General features: G+C 36.7%; 18 protein-coding genes. 5 read left to right on the top strand and 13 right to left on the bottom strand.

Going from position 1 to position 14,344, the window contains the following annotated elements:
- Positions 1 to 84: 84 nt before the first annotated feature.
- Positions 85 to 1,224, top strand: a complete 1,140-nt coding sequence (locus RGF10_RS09840; protein WP_318508852.1) for an amidohydrolase — start codon at positions 85 to 87, stop codon at positions 1,222 to 1,224.
- Positions 1,225 to 1,503: 279 nt separating this feature from the next.
- Positions 1,504 to 2,058 carry a GNAT family N-acetyltransferase gene (locus tag RGF10_RS09835; RefSeq protein WP_318508851.1) on the top strand — a complete coding sequence of 185 codons (555 nt, stop codon included), beginning with the start codon at positions 1,504 to 1,506 and terminating at the stop codon, positions 2,056 to 2,058.
- Between the two features lie 57 nt (positions 2,059 to 2,115).
- Here the strand turns inward: RGF10_RS09835 and RGF10_RS09830 are convergent, their stop codons facing one another.
- Together RGF10_RS09830 and RGF10_RS09825 are read right to left on the bottom strand one after the other, a co-directional pair.
- A complete protein-coding gene (locus RGF10_RS09830; RefSeq protein ID WP_318508850.1) occupies positions 2,116 to 2,271 on the bottom strand; it encodes a hypothetical protein in 156 nt (51 codons plus the stop codon).
- Positions 2,272 to 2,326: 55 nt separating this feature from the next.
- Positions 2,327 to 2,482: a YflJ family protein gene (locus RGF10_RS09825; RefSeq protein ID WP_318508849.1), complete on the bottom strand. Its 156-nt coding sequence runs from the start codon at positions 2,480 to 2,482 to the stop codon at positions 2,327 to 2,329.
- A gap of 124 nt (positions 2,483 to 2,606) precedes the next feature.
- Here RGF10_RS09825 and RGF10_RS09820 point away from each other — a divergent pair, with 124 nt between their 5' ends.
- Positions 2,607 to 3,974 carry an MATE family efflux transporter gene (locus tag RGF10_RS09820; RefSeq protein WP_318508848.1) on the top strand — a complete coding sequence of 456 codons (1,368 nt, stop codon included), beginning with the start codon at positions 2,607 to 2,609 and terminating at the stop codon, positions 3,972 to 3,974.
- 104 nt (positions 3,975 to 4,078) lie between these two features.
- On the top strand, positions 4,079 to 4,555 hold the full coding sequence (locus RGF10_RS09815) for an Hsp20/alpha crystallin family protein (RefSeq protein WP_318508847.1): 477 nt from the start codon (positions 4,079 to 4,081) through the stop codon (positions 4,553 to 4,555).
- A gap of 21 nt (positions 4,556 to 4,576) precedes the next feature.
- Here RGF10_RS09815 and RGF10_RS09810 read toward each other — a convergent pair whose 3' ends face one another.
- From RGF10_RS09810 to deoD, 10 genes are all read right to left on the bottom strand, one after another.
- Positions 4,577 to 5,059 carry a FixH family protein gene (locus tag RGF10_RS09810; protein ID WP_318508846.1) on the bottom strand — a complete coding sequence of 161 codons (483 nt, stop codon included), beginning with the start codon at positions 5,057 to 5,059 and terminating at the stop codon, positions 4,577 to 4,579.
- A gap of 192 nt (positions 5,060 to 5,251) precedes the next feature.
- A complete protein-coding gene (locus RGF10_RS09805; protein WP_318508845.1) occupies positions 5,252 to 6,205 on the bottom strand; it encodes a hypothetical protein in 954 nt (317 codons plus the stop codon).
- A gap of 57 nt (positions 6,206 to 6,262) precedes the next feature.
- Positions 6,263 to 7,039 carry a sulfite exporter TauE/SafE family protein gene (locus RGF10_RS09800; RefSeq protein WP_318508844.1) on the bottom strand — a complete coding sequence of 259 codons (777 nt, stop codon included), beginning with the start codon at positions 7,037 to 7,039 and terminating at the stop codon, positions 6,263 to 6,265.
- Between the two features lie 50 nt (positions 7,040 to 7,089).
- On the bottom strand, positions 7,090 to 7,317 hold the full coding sequence (locus tag RGF10_RS09795; RefSeq protein ID WP_318508843.1) for a sulfurtransferase TusA family protein: 228 nt from the start codon (positions 7,315 to 7,317) through the stop codon (positions 7,090 to 7,092).
- A 27-nt stretch (positions 7,318 to 7,344) separates the two neighbouring features.
- Complete coding sequence (locus RGF10_RS09790; protein ID WP_318508842.1) at positions 7,345 to 8,472, bottom strand: MBL fold metallo-hydrolase; 1,128 nt, start codon at positions 8,470 to 8,472, stop codon at positions 7,345 to 7,347.
- Between the two features lie 104 nt (positions 8,473 to 8,576).
- The gene (locus RGF10_RS09785; protein ID WP_318508841.1) at positions 8,577 to 9,152 is read right to left on the bottom strand and encodes a sulfurtransferase TusA family protein; all 576 of its coding nucleotides are present in this window, start codon (positions 9,150 to 9,152) and stop codon (positions 8,577 to 8,579) included.
- A gap of 21 nt (positions 9,153 to 9,173) precedes the next feature.
- Positions 9,174 to 9,653 carry a DsrE/DsrF/DrsH-like family protein gene (locus tag RGF10_RS09780; RefSeq protein ID WP_318508840.1) on the bottom strand — a complete coding sequence of 160 codons (480 nt, stop codon included), beginning with the start codon at positions 9,651 to 9,653 and terminating at the stop codon, positions 9,174 to 9,176.
- A gap of 291 nt (positions 9,654 to 9,944) precedes the next feature.
- A complete protein-coding gene (locus tag RGF10_RS09775) occupies positions 9,945 to 11,357 on the bottom strand; it encodes a lmo1851 family serine protease (protein ID WP_318508839.1) in 1,413 nt (470 codons plus the stop codon).
- 204 nt (positions 11,358 to 11,561) lie between these two features.
- Positions 11,562 to 12,383 (bottom strand): M15 family metallopeptidase, encoded by an 822-nt coding sequence (locus RGF10_RS09770; protein ID WP_318508838.1) that lies wholly within the window; start codon positions 12,381 to 12,383, stop codon positions 11,562 to 11,564.
- Between the two features lie 183 nt (positions 12,384 to 12,566).
- Positions 12,567 to 13,271 (bottom strand): purine-nucleoside phosphorylase, encoded by a 705-nt coding sequence (deoD, locus tag RGF10_RS09765; RefSeq protein WP_318508837.1) that lies wholly within the window; start codon positions 13,269 to 13,271, stop codon positions 12,567 to 12,569.
- 218 nt (positions 13,272 to 13,489) lie between these two features.
- Here deoD and RGF10_RS09760 point away from each other — a divergent pair, with 218 nt between their 5' ends.
- Positions 13,490 to 13,621: a hypothetical protein gene (locus RGF10_RS09760; protein WP_318508836.1), complete on the top strand. Its 132-nt coding sequence runs from the start codon at positions 13,490 to 13,492 to the stop codon at positions 13,619 to 13,621.
- Positions 13,622 to 13,657: 36 nt separating this feature from the next.
- On the opposite strand, the gene RGF10_RS09755 is transcribed toward RGF10_RS09760, so the two are convergent.
- Positions 13,658 to 13,966 (bottom strand): YodL domain-containing protein, encoded by a 309-nt coding sequence (locus RGF10_RS09755; protein ID WP_318508835.1) that lies wholly within the window; start codon positions 13,964 to 13,966, stop codon positions 13,658 to 13,660.
- Positions 13,967 to 14,344: the final 378 nt, after the last annotated feature.

The raw sequence follows: 14,344 nt of genomic DNA, 5'->3' as shown, positions 1-14,344 counted from the left end.
CATACATTAGTAATAAACGAATGACTTACCCATAATAAAGGTATGACTTGCGCTAAATATTACTCTCATAAGGACCGATTCAGCATGAAAACACTATTAAAGAACGCATATATTTATCCAATAACATCATCTCCCATCCAAAGAGGTGATGTATTAATTGAAAATGAAATCATCTCTAAAATCGGTGCTAATTTGCCTGCAGATTCAAATACCAGAATCATTGACTGTGTCGGGGGATTCTTATTTCCCGGTTTCATTGATGTTCATACCCATTTAGGATTATACGATGAAGGAACGGGATGGGCTGGTAATGATGCGAATGAAACAATTGAACCCCTAACCCCTCATGTTCGCGCCATAGATGGAGTTTATCCCCTCGATCCTGCATTTGTTGATGCAGTTAAATACGGCATTACAACGGTTCATATTATGCCTGGTAGCTCGAATGTTATTGGTGGAACGACATCTGTCATAAAGACCAGCGGAAATAACATTAATAAAATGATTGTCAAAGAAACCGCTGGCCTAAAAATTGCATTTGGTGAGAACCCAAAACGAATTCACAGCAATGGGAGCCAGGATTCAATGACGCGAATGGGAATTATGGGATTGCTAAGAGAGGCATTTTACAATGCAAAACGTGTTGAGAATCCTGAATTATCCTTGAGAATTCAGCCTTTAGTAAAAGCATTAAACAGAGAAATTCCCGTACGGATTCATGCCCACCGCGCCGATGATATTTTATCAGCTGTTCGCCTAGCAAAAGAATTTGATCTCGACCTTAGGATTGAACATTGTACCGAAGGGCATTTAATTGCATCTGAATTAGCATCTATGAACTTAAAAGTTTCAGTTGGCCCCACTTTAACACGTCGTTCAAAGGTTGAATTAAAAAACAAGACATGGAAAACATATCAGGAACTAACCAATCATGGTATTGAAGTTTCGATTATAACCGATCACCCTTATACGCCCATACAATACTTAAACATATGTGCAGCTTTAGCCGTTCGCGAAGGACTATCGGAGCAAAAAGCTTTGGAAGGAATTACAATATTACCAGCAAGAAATCTTCAAGTTGATGATATATTAGGGAGCATTGAAGTCGGAAAAGACGCGGATCTTGTGCTATGGACTCACCATCCTTTCCACTTTCTAGCCACCCCAAAATGGACCATGATAAATGGCGAATTTGTCTATGTGAAAAATTTGAAAAAGCAGTGAACAACAAGAATAAATCAGTTGAAAATTTCATAAAAATACCTATATCATTTTCAATTATTTTCTTGTATTATACGAATTGAAGAGTATTTTTTTATTACACAATTCCATATATGAAGTGATTAGGGAAGGCAAATGGTGCGCCACCAGTTAACTGGTCCTAGTGGGTTCGATTCCCACCCGAAATTTTTTAGCAACACAAAAAATTTCGAGGGTGGGACGGACCGACGTGTATTTTGGCATGGGTTCGAGTTCGACACGCCCTTATTTGGAGGGGTTTGCATGCTCAAGAAGCGGGATCTTCATGACTGTCATGCTTTGTATGATTTAATGACGCACCCAGAAGTCTTCCCTTTTGTGCGCCATAAAGCGGATTGCTACGATGAGTTTGTCTTTATTACGAAGCAAACAATTGAAGCAGAAGAACGCGGTGAATTGATTTCACGAACGATTCTTGACGAGTGGGGCGCTCCAATTGGGACGATAAATTTGTTCGATATTCAAGATAACGCTGGATTTTTGGGAACTTGGCTCGGTAAACCATATCACGGTAAAGGCTATAATAAACCTGCAAAGGACGCTTTCTTTGAGGAACTTTTCTTTGAATTAGGTATCGAACATATTTTTATGCGCATTCGGAAAACAAATATTCGTTCCATTAAAGCTGCGCAAAAACTGCCATATGTGATGAATGCTAATGAATCAAGACAACACTTATATGATCAAATTAACGCGGATGGAATCGTGTATGATTTATTTGAGATTTCAAAGGACCAATACACATTCCATGTCTTACGAACAAATCCACAGCAACAAGAATCGTCACAATTGGCATAAGCAACGAGATAAGTTCCATTCAATAACTAACGCTCCGAATTTATTCGGAGCGTTTATTTATAGTTCTTGGTTCAGTTGGACTGATATCGATTCCTCTTCGCCCATCTCTGTTAAAAAAGAATCTAATTCTTCATTCGTTAACGTTTCAAATCGACCATCTAGGAAAAAGACCTGAGTTTGATTCGGATTGATTCGATTTAATTTATAGCTCAATTGGATCGCTCCCCTTATAGAATAATATTCATATAATTCACAATGGGAGGCATTTTCATTCTTTTTCCTTATTATCTACAATTTCCTTATACAAGTTCCGAACAATAAAGGTTTTATATAGTTCTAGTTTTTTCCGTTCAATCGGATGTTTAGAGATGCCTAGCTTCTTTAATTCACCTACATACCAGCCCTTTGAACCAGGATATGCCATTCGTTTTCACCTCACGACTAACCCTTTTCAACCATTATATGTGAGGATTATTGAATCATGAACGGAAGAGAAGTATGGTATAATCTTCACTGTATTTTATTATATAGAAATTGAGGCAACTTCCATGAAAAAAACAACCACTATTAAAGAAAAACTCCAACAGTTATTAATCATCTTACTTCCTATTCTTGTAACTCAAGTAGGACTAATGATGATGAATTTTTTTGATACTACAATGTCTGGCCATTATAATTCGATTGATTTAGCAGGTGTGGCAATTGGTTCCTCTTTATGGGTACCGATATTTACTGGTCTTAGCGGTATCATGCTTGCTATCACACCTATCATTGCACAACTGGTTGGAGCAAAAAACGAAAAGAAAGTGCCTTTCGCTGTCATTCAAGGGGTGTACCTGTCAGTACTACTCGCAATTAGCGTAATTGTAATTGGTTCCTTTATATTAGATCCTCTATTAAATAAAATGCAGCTCGAAAAAGGTGTACATGCTGTTGCAAGGCAATTTTTAGTTGCATTAAGCACCGGAATGATTCCATTATTCGTCTTTAATCTGCTTCGATCTTTCATTGATGCCCTTGGAAAAACAAGGGTATCGATGATTATTACATTAATGTCACTACCTATTAATATCTTTTTAAATTACTTATTGATTTTTGGAAAATGGGGGTTCCCTGAACTTGGTGGAGTAGGAGCCGGCTACGCTACTGCCATTACTTACTGGATTATTTTGTTTATTGCGATATCCATTATTCATCTACTAGTTCCATTTAAATCGTATGGTGTTTTTAGAAAGCTCTATTCCATTTCCATCTCAATGTGGAAGGAAATATTGGTCATTGGAATCCCGATTGGATTAGCTATTTTCTTTGAGACGAGTATTTTTTCGGCAGTCACCTTATTAATGAGTGAATTTAACACTGCAACAATCGCCTCCCACCAGTCAGCCATTAATTTCGCTTCACTGCTTTACATGATTCCACTTAGCATATCGATGGCACTAACGATAGTCGTTGGATTTGAAGTTGGGGCTAAACGTCTTAAAGATGCCAAAGTCTATAGTTTAATGGGAATTACGATTGCCGTGATAATGGCCTTTTTCTCAGGGCTCATCCTATTATTATTTAGAGATGGAATCGCTGGAATTTATACAGATGATCCATCCGTTCAAAAGCTAACAGCCCATTTTCTGTTATACGCCCTATTTTTCCAGCTATCCGATGCCATTCAAGCACCGATTCAAGGTGCGTTACGAGGCTACAAAGATGTTAATATTACGTTTATCATGGCTCTTGTTTCCTACTGGGTGATTGGGTTGCCATTAGGTTATTTTTTAGCCAAATATTCGGATCTCGGTCCATATGGTTATTGGGTGGGGTTGATTTCTGGATTAGCGTTCGGGGCAATCTTTCTTAGCTATAGACTTTGGTCGATCCAACACTATCCAAGATTTGTTACAGCAAAGGAGCCTTCCTAATGGGAGGCTCCTTTTTTCTATTAACGTTTGGGCTTTGTCGTGCATATTATAAACTACCCAAATGAAATCACATGATAGTTGTGAACTGAAAGGAAGTAAACATCATGTTCCCTTTTAATTTATTTCCATTTAACCAAAATATGAAGCAAATGATGAATGGCATGAAGCCTGAGCAATTGGAAAAGTATACCCAAGAAATAATGGGTAAAATGATGTCTAGCCATATGGAGGGTATGACCAACCCTCAAGAACTGTTCAAAAATCTATTTCCAGAAACCAATTACCAATCATCCAGTTCTCCAGATTTGAAGTATTCCATCTTTGATACACATGAACATGTTTTTGTTCGAATAAACATCCAAACCGAAGAATGGTTAAACTCGATGAAAATCTGTCATACAGCAAATCAGATCATTATTGAGCATATTCCAAACCAAGATGACAAACACAGTTTGACCCTTCCTGCCATCGTTAAGAAAAAAGGTGCAACCGCCAACTATAAAGACAGTGTATTAGAAATAAAAATCCCCAAAAGCGTTGACATGCAATATTCTGAGATTGATGTTACTGAACTTTTTTAGAGTGGTTTCAATAAGGAGCCATTATTTTGATTCTGAATCGTCCATTGAATCATGTTCTTCCATATACTGGCTCTTTTCATCCTTCTTCTCTGGTTCACTCGGAGTACCGATAACAAATTCCTTCTTCGGCATATTATGCATACTCTTTGCCGTAACATGGGCAATGACATAATATGTTCCATCTCTTTCAAAGTTTTTTTCAAGCTGGTACGCACCATCGGTTGCTTTTTCTACCGCAACTTCCTCATGATTTTCATCGTTGGCACGCCAAATTTCAAATGATACTTCTTTTGCATCTGTAACAATCTCATCCCCATATGTTACGGCTGCTTTAAAGAGAACAGGTTCATTGGCCTGTGGTTTTTCAGGGCTAATCGTCAAGTTTACATCAACCCATTTCATCGAATCCTCATTATGCTCATCATTTGATTCCTCAGAACCAGAGCAAGCCACTAAGGCGAACAGAAAACCCACAAGCAAAATCAATCCCAAAAATTTTTTCAAATTATTCTCCCCCTTGTTTCTATGTAAATAAAAATCAAATCATAAAAAGCTCTTCCACTAATTGTCTAATCACTAACCGATTTGTGCAAAAAGTGATAACTTTCTACTTTCTCCCTAGTCGTATTGTTACATATTAAGACAAGGTTTGGCAAAAAAATTACAACAAAAAAGAAGAAGCATGAATACTGATACTCATGCTCCTTCTCTTTTTGTTGTAATTAACCCATTTTGTTCTAAAAAGGACAAATTGCTCACTTTCCAAGGATCCCCTTGTGAAAATCGAATTACTTCTATATTGCCGTTAAAGTGCTTTGGCCCAATCCCTTTTAAAAACCAATCAATTTGAATTGGAATCAATAAGTGTAGTTCCTCACGGGCATCATCGATCGGTAATACGGTCATTTGCGAAATTCGCACAGTGTCTATTTTTTCAATTATCTCAGTCCAATTTGCAGGTTGCAACGATGCGACAGAAGCGATTCTTTTATCCTTCTCCTTTAATCCTGCAAAAAAAGCATTTACAACTTCATACGGGTCGGGACCGGCCAAATGACTTTCTAGTTTACCTGCCGCTTTTAATATCATTAATTTATGAGATAAATCCATATGATTTGTTCGATGAGTCGTACTCCCATAAAAATGAATGCAAAAATGGCCAGGGAAATTATTTTGTAAAGCGCCTGCTCCGTGGGGCATTCCATGCATTGAGGCAGGAATTTGATGTTTGCCTTTCATAACAAAAATAGAACGACGTCGCCAACTCCATTTGCCACTATAAATTTTTTTCATTATTTTCGTGTCAGCACTTGATAAGGGTTGTACATCTGCATGAGCACTACCCGCACGTCGTTGAACTCGAAACTTCATTCCAGTTTCCGTATCAACAACTGTAAATTTACTGTATTTTGGTAAAATCTTGTTTACCTTTTCCCAAGAGGGGATACTATTCTCGGTTGTTGCATAGCTTATTTTGTCATATAAGAAGCCGTCCACTATCAATAAAAATCCTGTAATGCATACGATCATCCATTTTGCAGTCATGATTCCCCACTCATTTTCTGAAATTTTCGCGATATTTAAGTTTTTCCCTTGGTCTAATAAAACATTCAGAAAAAATGGAGTGCAAAATTGAAGTGTAGATATCATGATATGAAAAACCTCTAGAACTTGTTTCATACTTTGAATTTCTTTATAAACTTAGGTCTATAGTATATCCAGCCAAATCTTTATTGCTGTTGCTAAAATTAATATAGCCAAGATTACTTGTAAAACCTTGGTGTTTATCTTTTTCCCAGCCATTGCACCTAATGGTGAGGCAATAAGGCTTGCTATAATCATGATGACTGAAGGTAAAAATTCTACTTGTCCGGTTGAAATTTTCCCTATAGTAGCACCGATTGAGGAGATAAATGTAATAGCCAATGAAGATGCAATCGTCATACGTGTCGGTATTTTTAATACAACTAGCATGATTGGAACTAATAAAAATGCTCCTGCTGCTCCTACAATTCCAGAACCAATACCAACAATTAATGCTAAAGATACTGCAATCCATTTATTAAACTTCACTTGGTCTAGCGGTATATCATCAATTCCTTTTTTCGGAACAAACATCATGATTGCGGCTATTAATGCTAATATCCCATAAACTAAATTGATCCCACCTTCTGTCATTAACCTTGAACCATAACCGCCAACAAAACTACCAACTAATATGCTTGCTCCCATGTATCCAATTAGTGATTTATTTAAATATCCTCCTTTTCGGTAGGCCCATACACCACCAATCGTCGCAAAAAACACCTGAACAGCGCTTATTCCTGATACTTCATGCGCACTAAATGCTGCTAAACCAAATAAAGGTGGAATATATAAAAGCATCGGATATTTAATAATGGAACCGCCTATTCCTAACATCCCAGATATATAGGAACCAATAAAACCAATTAAGAAGATGGTAATGATAAAGCCAATATCCATTGTACAGCCTCTCCTATAAGAAAAGGGAACCCCATCTGGTTCCCTACTTCTTAGCCTTTTTTAATCCAAAATTTCAAAACATCGTTCTCAACTTCGTGTTTAATTAGCTCATGACCACCTGATTTTGCCCATGCAGTAAGGTCATTTTTTGCACCTTTATCTGTTGCATGAATTTCCAAAACTTGACCACTTTCTAATTCATTCATCGCCTTTTTTGTTTTTACAATTGGCATTGGGCACGCTAACCCTTTTGCGTCTAAAACCTTATTTGCTTCCATTCTTTTACCTCCTAGTTTTTGTTGTGCTTAACGAACTGCACAGCGATTTGGTCCAATTTCCATTTCACGTTGCTTTTCTTCATCAGGACTGATTTTTCCCATGTTTGTTTCACGAATTTCTTGATAAGCATTTGGTTGTGGTGGTAAGTTTTCCGTTACCATTTTTCTAAAATCATTTTCATCTTCAATATTCAGGCCATGATTTTGTGCATATAATGTTCCTAATTTTTCTGATACACTACCATCTTCATTTAGTTCTTCAATAATCATGAAGTGTGCAGGAAGAACAATTAGTTCCTCGGAAAGTTCTCTGTAACGTTTATATAGACTTTCTCTTAAATCACCTACCCAATCCTGAGCTAAGCCAGCTAAATCTGGTCTTCCGATTGAGTCAATGAACAAGATATCACCAGAAAGTAAGAACTTTTCATCGACAATAAATGAAGTAGACCCAATTGTATGGCCTGGAGAATATAAGGCATGAATATTAATTTTTACCGTTCCAATTTCTACTAGGTGTCCATCTTCTAATGGTTGGAACTCAAAAGTAACGTCTGTTGCATCCTTTGGAGGCAGCCAATAAGTAGCGCCTGTTTTTTCTGCAATGCTTCTTCCACCGGAAATGTGGTCCGCATGTAAGTGTGTGTCAAAAACATGAGTAATTTTTGCACCAATACTATCAGCAAATTCAAGATAAATATCAGTCATTCGAGTGGCATCAATTATCGCAGCATCAGCATTCGATACAACCATATAAGATAAGCAGCCCTTACCGATACGTACAAACTGATAAATTTCACCGCCATCTTTCAAATCTCCTACCTTTACAGGTTCCAAATGCTCACTCCAAGCTTTCATTCCACCCTTTAGATAAGAAACCGCAAGCCCTGCGTCAGAGAGCATTTCAGCTATCATAATAGATGATCCTTCCTTCGCACATACCACTAAAACTTCTTTATCAGAAGGAATCTTATCCATAATACTTTCAACACCATCTAGTAATTCAAAATAAGGGATATTATAATACTCGAAGTTTTCTCCTTCAATTTTCCAATCCTGAAAGTCACTCTCATTTCGAACATCTAGAATGAATAATTCTTCCTTATTAAATACTTTTTGTGTAACATCTTTTGAGTTCATTACATTTACAGTCATTCAAGTTACCCCCTACGGTATGTTTTGTCTCAAAAAAAATATGATAGATGAAAATATCATTTTAGAAACTAGACCATCCATTACCTCAATCTGTGTACGGCGATCTAATTTTTTAAACCAGTTGTTTTTCCTGACCATTGACTCATACCTGGGACAACGTTTATAACTTTTGTAAAGCCCAAATCCGCTAAATTTTGTGCAGCAAGGTCACTGCGGCTCCCTGTTCGGCAAACAACATAAGTTTCTTTTTCTTTATCTAATTCACCTAAACGTTGTTCTAGTTCACCTAAAGGAATCGAAATCGCAATAGGAATGTGATTAAAGGCAAATTCTGCTGTTTCTCTTACATCAAGAACTACAATATTTTCACTTGCTTCAATTTTCTTTTCGAGTTCGTCATTATTAATGACATTTGGATGTTTTCTTTCGATTGATTCATCACTTGAGGACTTTCTAATATAGTGTTTTAATACTTCTCCTTCCTCCAGCGTCCCTAAATATTGATGACCTGTACTTTCAGACCATGCCTTGATATCAGCTTTGGACCCTTTATCCGTTGCCTGAACTTCCAATACTTGACCAGCATCTAATCCATTCATTGCCTTCTTCGTTTTGACAATTGGCATTGGACATGCTAATCCTTTTGCATCTAAAATTACATTTGCTTTCATGTTATCCATTTAATATCCCCCTGTTTTTATCTAAATAAATAAATTTACATTCCCGTCTTCAGCCTCTGCTAAATACGCGGCAACTCCTGCATATTCAATATTGTCTAATAGCTCTTCTTTTTGCAGACCTAGTAAATCCATCGTCATGGTACATGCAATTAATTTTATATCCTGCTCTTGAGCCATTTCAATTAGTTGAGGAAGAGACATTGCATTGTGTTTTTTCATGACCTTCTTAATCAACTTAGGTCCAAAACCAGCAAAGTTCATTTTTGAAAGTCCCATTTTGTCAGCGCCTCTCGGCATCATTTTCGAAAACATTTTCTCCAAAAATCCTTTTTCAACTGAAATATTTTCATCTTTGCGTAAAGCATTTAATCCCCAGAATGTGTGAAAGATAGTTACTTCATGGTCGTAGGCTGCTGCACCATTCGCAATAATATAAGCTGCCATTGTTTTATCATAATCTCCGCTTAATAGGACGATTGTTGTTTTTTTCTTCTCTGCCATTTTTAATGACCTCCTATATTTAATTACCTATACGGGTATTTATATTTAGAAAAAATTTTTACCTTTACCCCTATGGGTATGATAATAATAAAAATATAAGAATGTGTCAACCTTTTTTAATCGACTACATCCAAAGAGGTTTTCAATCTCTTTCATTAATTCTCCATGTTATCTGCTATTCGGACACACTCCACTTATACTAGAAAGAAAAAAACTGTAGACAAAAATCGATTTTCACCGAGTTTGTCTACAGTCTTAGACCTCTCATTAAAGAGGTTTGTTCATTTACTTTTATGAGCCCATTTGTGCTTTTAAAAGCTCGACAGCTTTCATTAATTGGGTATCATTTTGTTCAATTTGCGTTCTTAGACGGTCCATTAACATCATCGTCGTTTTCCCACTAAGAACTCCATTTTGATCAAGTTGCGCATCTTTTTGCAGGGCTTTAATGGCATTTTCTGTGTTCTGATCAAAGAATCCATCTTCTCGACCAGGATCAAATCCAATTGCCTTAAGCATTTTTTGAGCTGACTTTACTTCATTACCAGAGGATGAGATTTTGTATTCCTTCTCTGGATCAATTATTTGTAGCGAAGCGTACTCTGGCAAAGCCACTTCATAATCCGGCTTAATCCCTTTTTGATGGATCCAGTTTCCTTTTGGTGTTAACCACTTTTCTGTTGTTAACTTTATATTAGAACCATCCTCAAAGTCCTGTGCTCTTTGCACGGTTCCTTTACCAAATGAGGTTTCACCCACTAACGGAATTCCAGCACTTTCACTAACTGCAGCTGCAAAGATTTCAGACGCACTTGCACTTCCTTTATCAATGAGAACGACAAGTGGAGTCGTCGAATTGCCTTGATTTTCTGATTTATATTCCTGTATTTTTCCAGCACGGTCTTCTACTTTAAAGATGATTTTACCATTTGGCACAAACATACTTGAAATATTAATCGCTTGATCTAATAATCCACCAGGATTTTGTCTTAAATCTAAAACAAGTCCCTTCATACCTTGGTCTTTCATTTCTGTTAATACCTTTTCAAGGTCAGAAGTTGTATTCTGAGAGAATGAGGTAATTTGAACCTGCGCAATCCCACCATCAAGCATCTTGCCATAAACAGTTTGAAGCGGAATCGTATCACGGATAATCGAAACATTCATAGGTTCTTCCATACCTGTCCGCATGATACTTAATTCGACCTTCGTTCCCTTTTTCCCACGGATTAAAGTCACAGCCTCTGTAGAACTCATTCCTTGCAGGCTTTTACCATCAACTGTAATAACCTTATCGTTTGGCTTTAAACCTGCCTTCTCTGCTGGTGATCCTTTTAACGGTGTCACAATAACTATATGACCGTCTTGTTCTTGAATTTCAGCACCGATTCCTTCAAACGAAGAGGAGATACTCTGGTGAAAGCTATTTGCCTCTTCTTCATTCATATAATCAGAATATGGATCATCGAGAGCTTCAATCATTCCATTGATCGCACCGTTTATTAATTTTGAATCCTTAACATCTTTAAAATAATCTTGCTTCAGCGTATCAAAAACAGTATAAAGCTTGTCAAATTCCTCACGCTCATTCACCGTTGGGTTTTGGACAACCTTTTCATCCCCGAATGCTAATGCAAAGGTCGTAATTCCTGCTGTTAAAAAGACAAGAAGAAAAAGTAGCATCGCAAAGTGGAATTTTTTCATTCTTACAAATCCTGCAGTTTGTTCCAGGTTTTTGTTGTTCTTGCTGTTCAGGCTTTTTTTGGTCTAATTCGTTTTGCTCCAAACCTCTCACCACTTTCATAATCCCTAGTAGATCTACATGTAATTTGAAATCGTTAACGCTATTGTTTAGATACCATTTTATCCTATTTGACGCTGTTCTGGACTAGGTTGTTTCACTTTACCTTATATTTTTTTGACAATGTTAAAAAATTCTTCAAGAGTCCAATTTTTTTCATAGATAACTGTAGCAGACTTTTCTCCAACATAACGGAAATGCCAAGGCTCAAATTGGTACCCTGTTATGTTCTCTTTACCTTTTGGATAGCGGAGAATAAAACCAAATCGATGAGCATTTTCAGCTAACCATTTACCTTCAACACTTGTCTCAAATTGTTCCGATAATTCATTGTTCATACTATCACTCGATATATCCATAGCTAGCCCAGTTTGATGCTCACTGTTCCCTGGGACAGCAACGGCTTGTATAGCCTGCTCTTCACCCACACGACTAACCTCTGCAGCAAAAAGTGCTACCTGTCGGTCATAAGACCTATATCCAGAAACAGCATTTAATTCGATCCCTTCCTGTTTAGCCTGAACAAACATTTTTTCAAGGGCATTTGCTGCTGCTTCACGAAGAAAGCTTTTCTCTAATTCCTCTTCACCAAATGAAAAATGAACATTTGGCCTTTTTAAGTCTGAAGGGATGTACCCTTCAGGTAGCGCATACAGTTTATTAACTAATGCTAATTCATTCTTAGGATTTTGAATGACACTTTTTCCGGCAACCTGTTCAATCACATTAAAATATCCAGCCTCAAGTGTCAATTCATCAGCTGTGGTCTGATCATTTGTTTTTTCATCTACCTTTTTTTCATCAATCTGTTGTGAGCCATTCTGATCAGATTCATTTATAAAGGGAAGCTTTTTAAAATACGTATCAAACCGATTGCATCCGGTTAATAAAATCAGACTTAAAACAATTGGGATATGCAATCTATTCATATTACCCACCAATCTAAAAAATTTCTTATAACTATACAATACTAAGTATTTTACCACGAAACGACAGAATGTAACGAAAAAACAGCAAAATCCAACAAAAACCCTGTGATTTTTCGAACATTCATTGAAAAAAGGCACCTGCAAATCAGGCACCTTTTCATTCGTTATTGAGATATTATTGGTTTATTCTGTTATAGAAGCCTCTAATGCAACTTCAATCATCTCATTGAAGGTTGTTTGTCTCTCTTCTGCTGTCGTTTCTTCACCGGTTAGAATGTGATCACTCACCGTAAGAACGGATAACGCCTGACGGCTGAATTTCGCCGCTAATGTATAGAGCGCCGCTGTCTCCATTTCAATTGCTAATATTTTGTATTTTGCCCATTTTTCATGCTCGGCATTATCATTATAAAATAGGTCGGCAGTGAAAACATTTCCTACTTTTAAATTAAGCCCCTTTTGAACTCCAGCATCGTACGCTTTTTTTAGCAAATCAAAATCCGCAGTTGGAGCATAATCAACCCCTCCAAAAGTAAGGCGGTTCATTTGCGAATCCGTTGATGCACTCATCGCTAGGATAACGTCTCTTACTTTTACATCCCTTTGAATGGCCCCACAAGTACCAACTCGTATTAATTTTTGAACATTATAGCTTTGCATTAGCTCATTAATGTAAATGGATATGGATGGAACCCCCATCCCAGTTCCTTGAACGGAAATAGGTTTTCCTTTATATGTACCTGTATAGCCAAACATATTACGAACCTCATTATAACAAACAGTGTTTTCTAAAAAGGTTTCAGCTATATACTTTGCTCGCAGTGGATCACCTGGTAAGAGTACGGTTTCAGCAATTTCGTTTTCTTTTGCAGCAATATGGATACTCATCCTTTTTCCTCCATTCATCAAAAGAAGTTTTTTCATTCAACATTAAAAACTATAGCATATTATTACTGTACAGAAAAATGAACAGTAAAATTCATGATTCAAAATAAAATGGGAATGATAAAAGTAGCGTTAATAAAGGCAAAATCTTATTCCTATAGGCGTGATTATCGTGAGGATATTACAACCATTGCGAAATGGATTAAGGGAGGAGTGTTACAATGGGCAAAAAACATCGAAGTCGAATTAATTCTCCGAAGAAAAATAACCATATTCCAGCAGAGGCGATTATTGCAGAACATGAAGCTCATGGAAAAGAATATACTGCGGGTAATCGAAAAAATAAACAATAACAGTAAAAAGAGGAGGAAGCTTAAGCTTTCCTCTTCCTACCTTAAACGCAAACGATTAATTTTGATCCAACCATCCGGCTGTAATTGATAGAAGGCTTGGCCGTTTTTACCTTCTTCAATTGAAATAATATCCCCTGTCCCAACATATCTTCCACCATAATCATTTGGGATCAAATCGTTTACATTAAATATTTTAAAAATGCTTTCAAGGCAGTCTTTATGATTAATCTCCTCAACTAGTATGCGATATACTTGTTCATAACCTTTTTTCTGTCTGAATACTGGAGTTTGGTAAAGGGTGACATCAAATTTGCGTTTTCGTTTTCCTACTAATTCCATTAACATACCGATTCCCCCAATTGTGTATTTTCCAATAACTGACATTACTTTTCAACTGCAGTAGAAAATAAATCAATTTTAATAAGAATTAAACATTTTCTTTGTCGAATCCTTCATCAGATTTTTTGTTTTTTTGTCGGATGACAATAAATTTTTAATTAAAACGAAAAAATGCATAAAAAAAGCCCAGATTAATCTGAGCTAATTTTCAAAACGTAGTTATTGGAACGGACATAGAGGACCTTATATTGATCCAATATCCTTTTTTCAAGGCTTAAAAGGACACAAAATGCCTTATTTATATAAAAACCACTGATTGATGCCCATAGAATGTAAAATAACAAACCTGTTGTCCGGTTAGCCTATCAAATAAACACTTTTAAT

The sequence above is a fragment of the Bacillus sp. T3 genome, from assembly GCF_033449965.1.
GTDB lineage: Bacteria > Bacillota > Bacilli > Bacillales > Cytobacillaceae > Bacillus_BU.
This window is presented reverse-complemented; position numbering and strand designations above follow the sequence as displayed.

Bases quoted from the DNA above. Each gene is read 5' to 3' on its own strand.
- RGF10_RS09840 (WP_318508852.1), top strand. From the start codon at position 85: ATGAAAACACTATTAAAGAACGCATATATTTATCCAATAACATCATCT.
- RGF10_RS09835 (WP_318508851.1), top strand. From the start codon at position 1,504: ATGCTCAAGAAGCGGGATCTTCATGACTGTCATGCTTTGTATGATTTA.
- RGF10_RS09825 (WP_318508849.1), bottom strand. From the start codon at position 2,482: ATGGCATATCCTGGTTCAAAGGGCTGGTATGTAGGTGAATTAAAGAAG.
- RGF10_RS09820 (WP_318508848.1), top strand. From the start codon at position 2,607: ATGAAAAAAACAACCACTATTAAAGAAAAACTCCAACAGTTATTAATC.
- RGF10_RS09815 (WP_318508847.1), top strand. From the start codon at position 4,079: ATGTTCCCTTTTAATTTATTTCCATTTAACCAAAATATGAAGCAAATG.
- RGF10_RS09805 (WP_318508845.1), bottom strand. From the start codon at position 6,205: ATGATATCTACACTTCAATTTTGCACTCCATTTTTTCTGAATGTTTTA.
- RGF10_RS09800 (WP_318508844.1), bottom strand. From the start codon at position 7,039: ATGGATATTGGCTTTATCATTACCATCTTCTTAATTGGTTTTATTGGT.
- RGF10_RS09795 (WP_318508843.1), bottom strand. From the start codon at position 7,317: ATGGAAGCAAATAAGGTTTTAGACGCAAAAGGGTTAGCGTGCCCAATG.
- RGF10_RS09790 (WP_318508842.1), bottom strand. From the start codon at position 8,472: ATGACTGTAAATGTAATGAACTCAAAAGATGTTACACAAAAAGTATTT.
- RGF10_RS09785 (WP_318508841.1), bottom strand. From the start codon at position 9,152: ATGGATAACATGAAAGCAAATGTAATTTTAGATGCAAAAGGATTAGCA.
- RGF10_RS09780 (WP_318508840.1), bottom strand. From the start codon at position 9,653: ATGGCAGAGAAGAAAAAAACAACAATCGTCCTATTAAGCGGAGATTAT.
- RGF10_RS09775 (WP_318508839.1), bottom strand. From the start codon at position 11,357: ATGAAAAAATTCCACTTTGCGATGCTACTTTTTCTTCTTGTCTTTTTA.
- RGF10_RS09770 (WP_318508838.1), bottom strand. From the start codon at position 12,383: ATGAATAGATTGCATATCCCAATTGTTTTAAGTCTGATTTTATTAACC.
- deoD (WP_318508837.1), bottom strand. From the start codon at position 13,271: ATGAGTATCCATATTGCTGCAAAAGAAAACGAAATTGCTGAAACCGTA.
- RGF10_RS09760 (WP_318508836.1), top strand. From the start codon at position 13,490: ATGGGCAAAAAACATCGAAGTCGAATTAATTCTCCGAAGAAAAATAAC.
- RGF10_RS09755 (WP_318508835.1), bottom strand. From the start codon at position 13,966: ATGTTAATGGAATTAGTAGGAAAACGAAAACGCAAATTTGATGTCACC.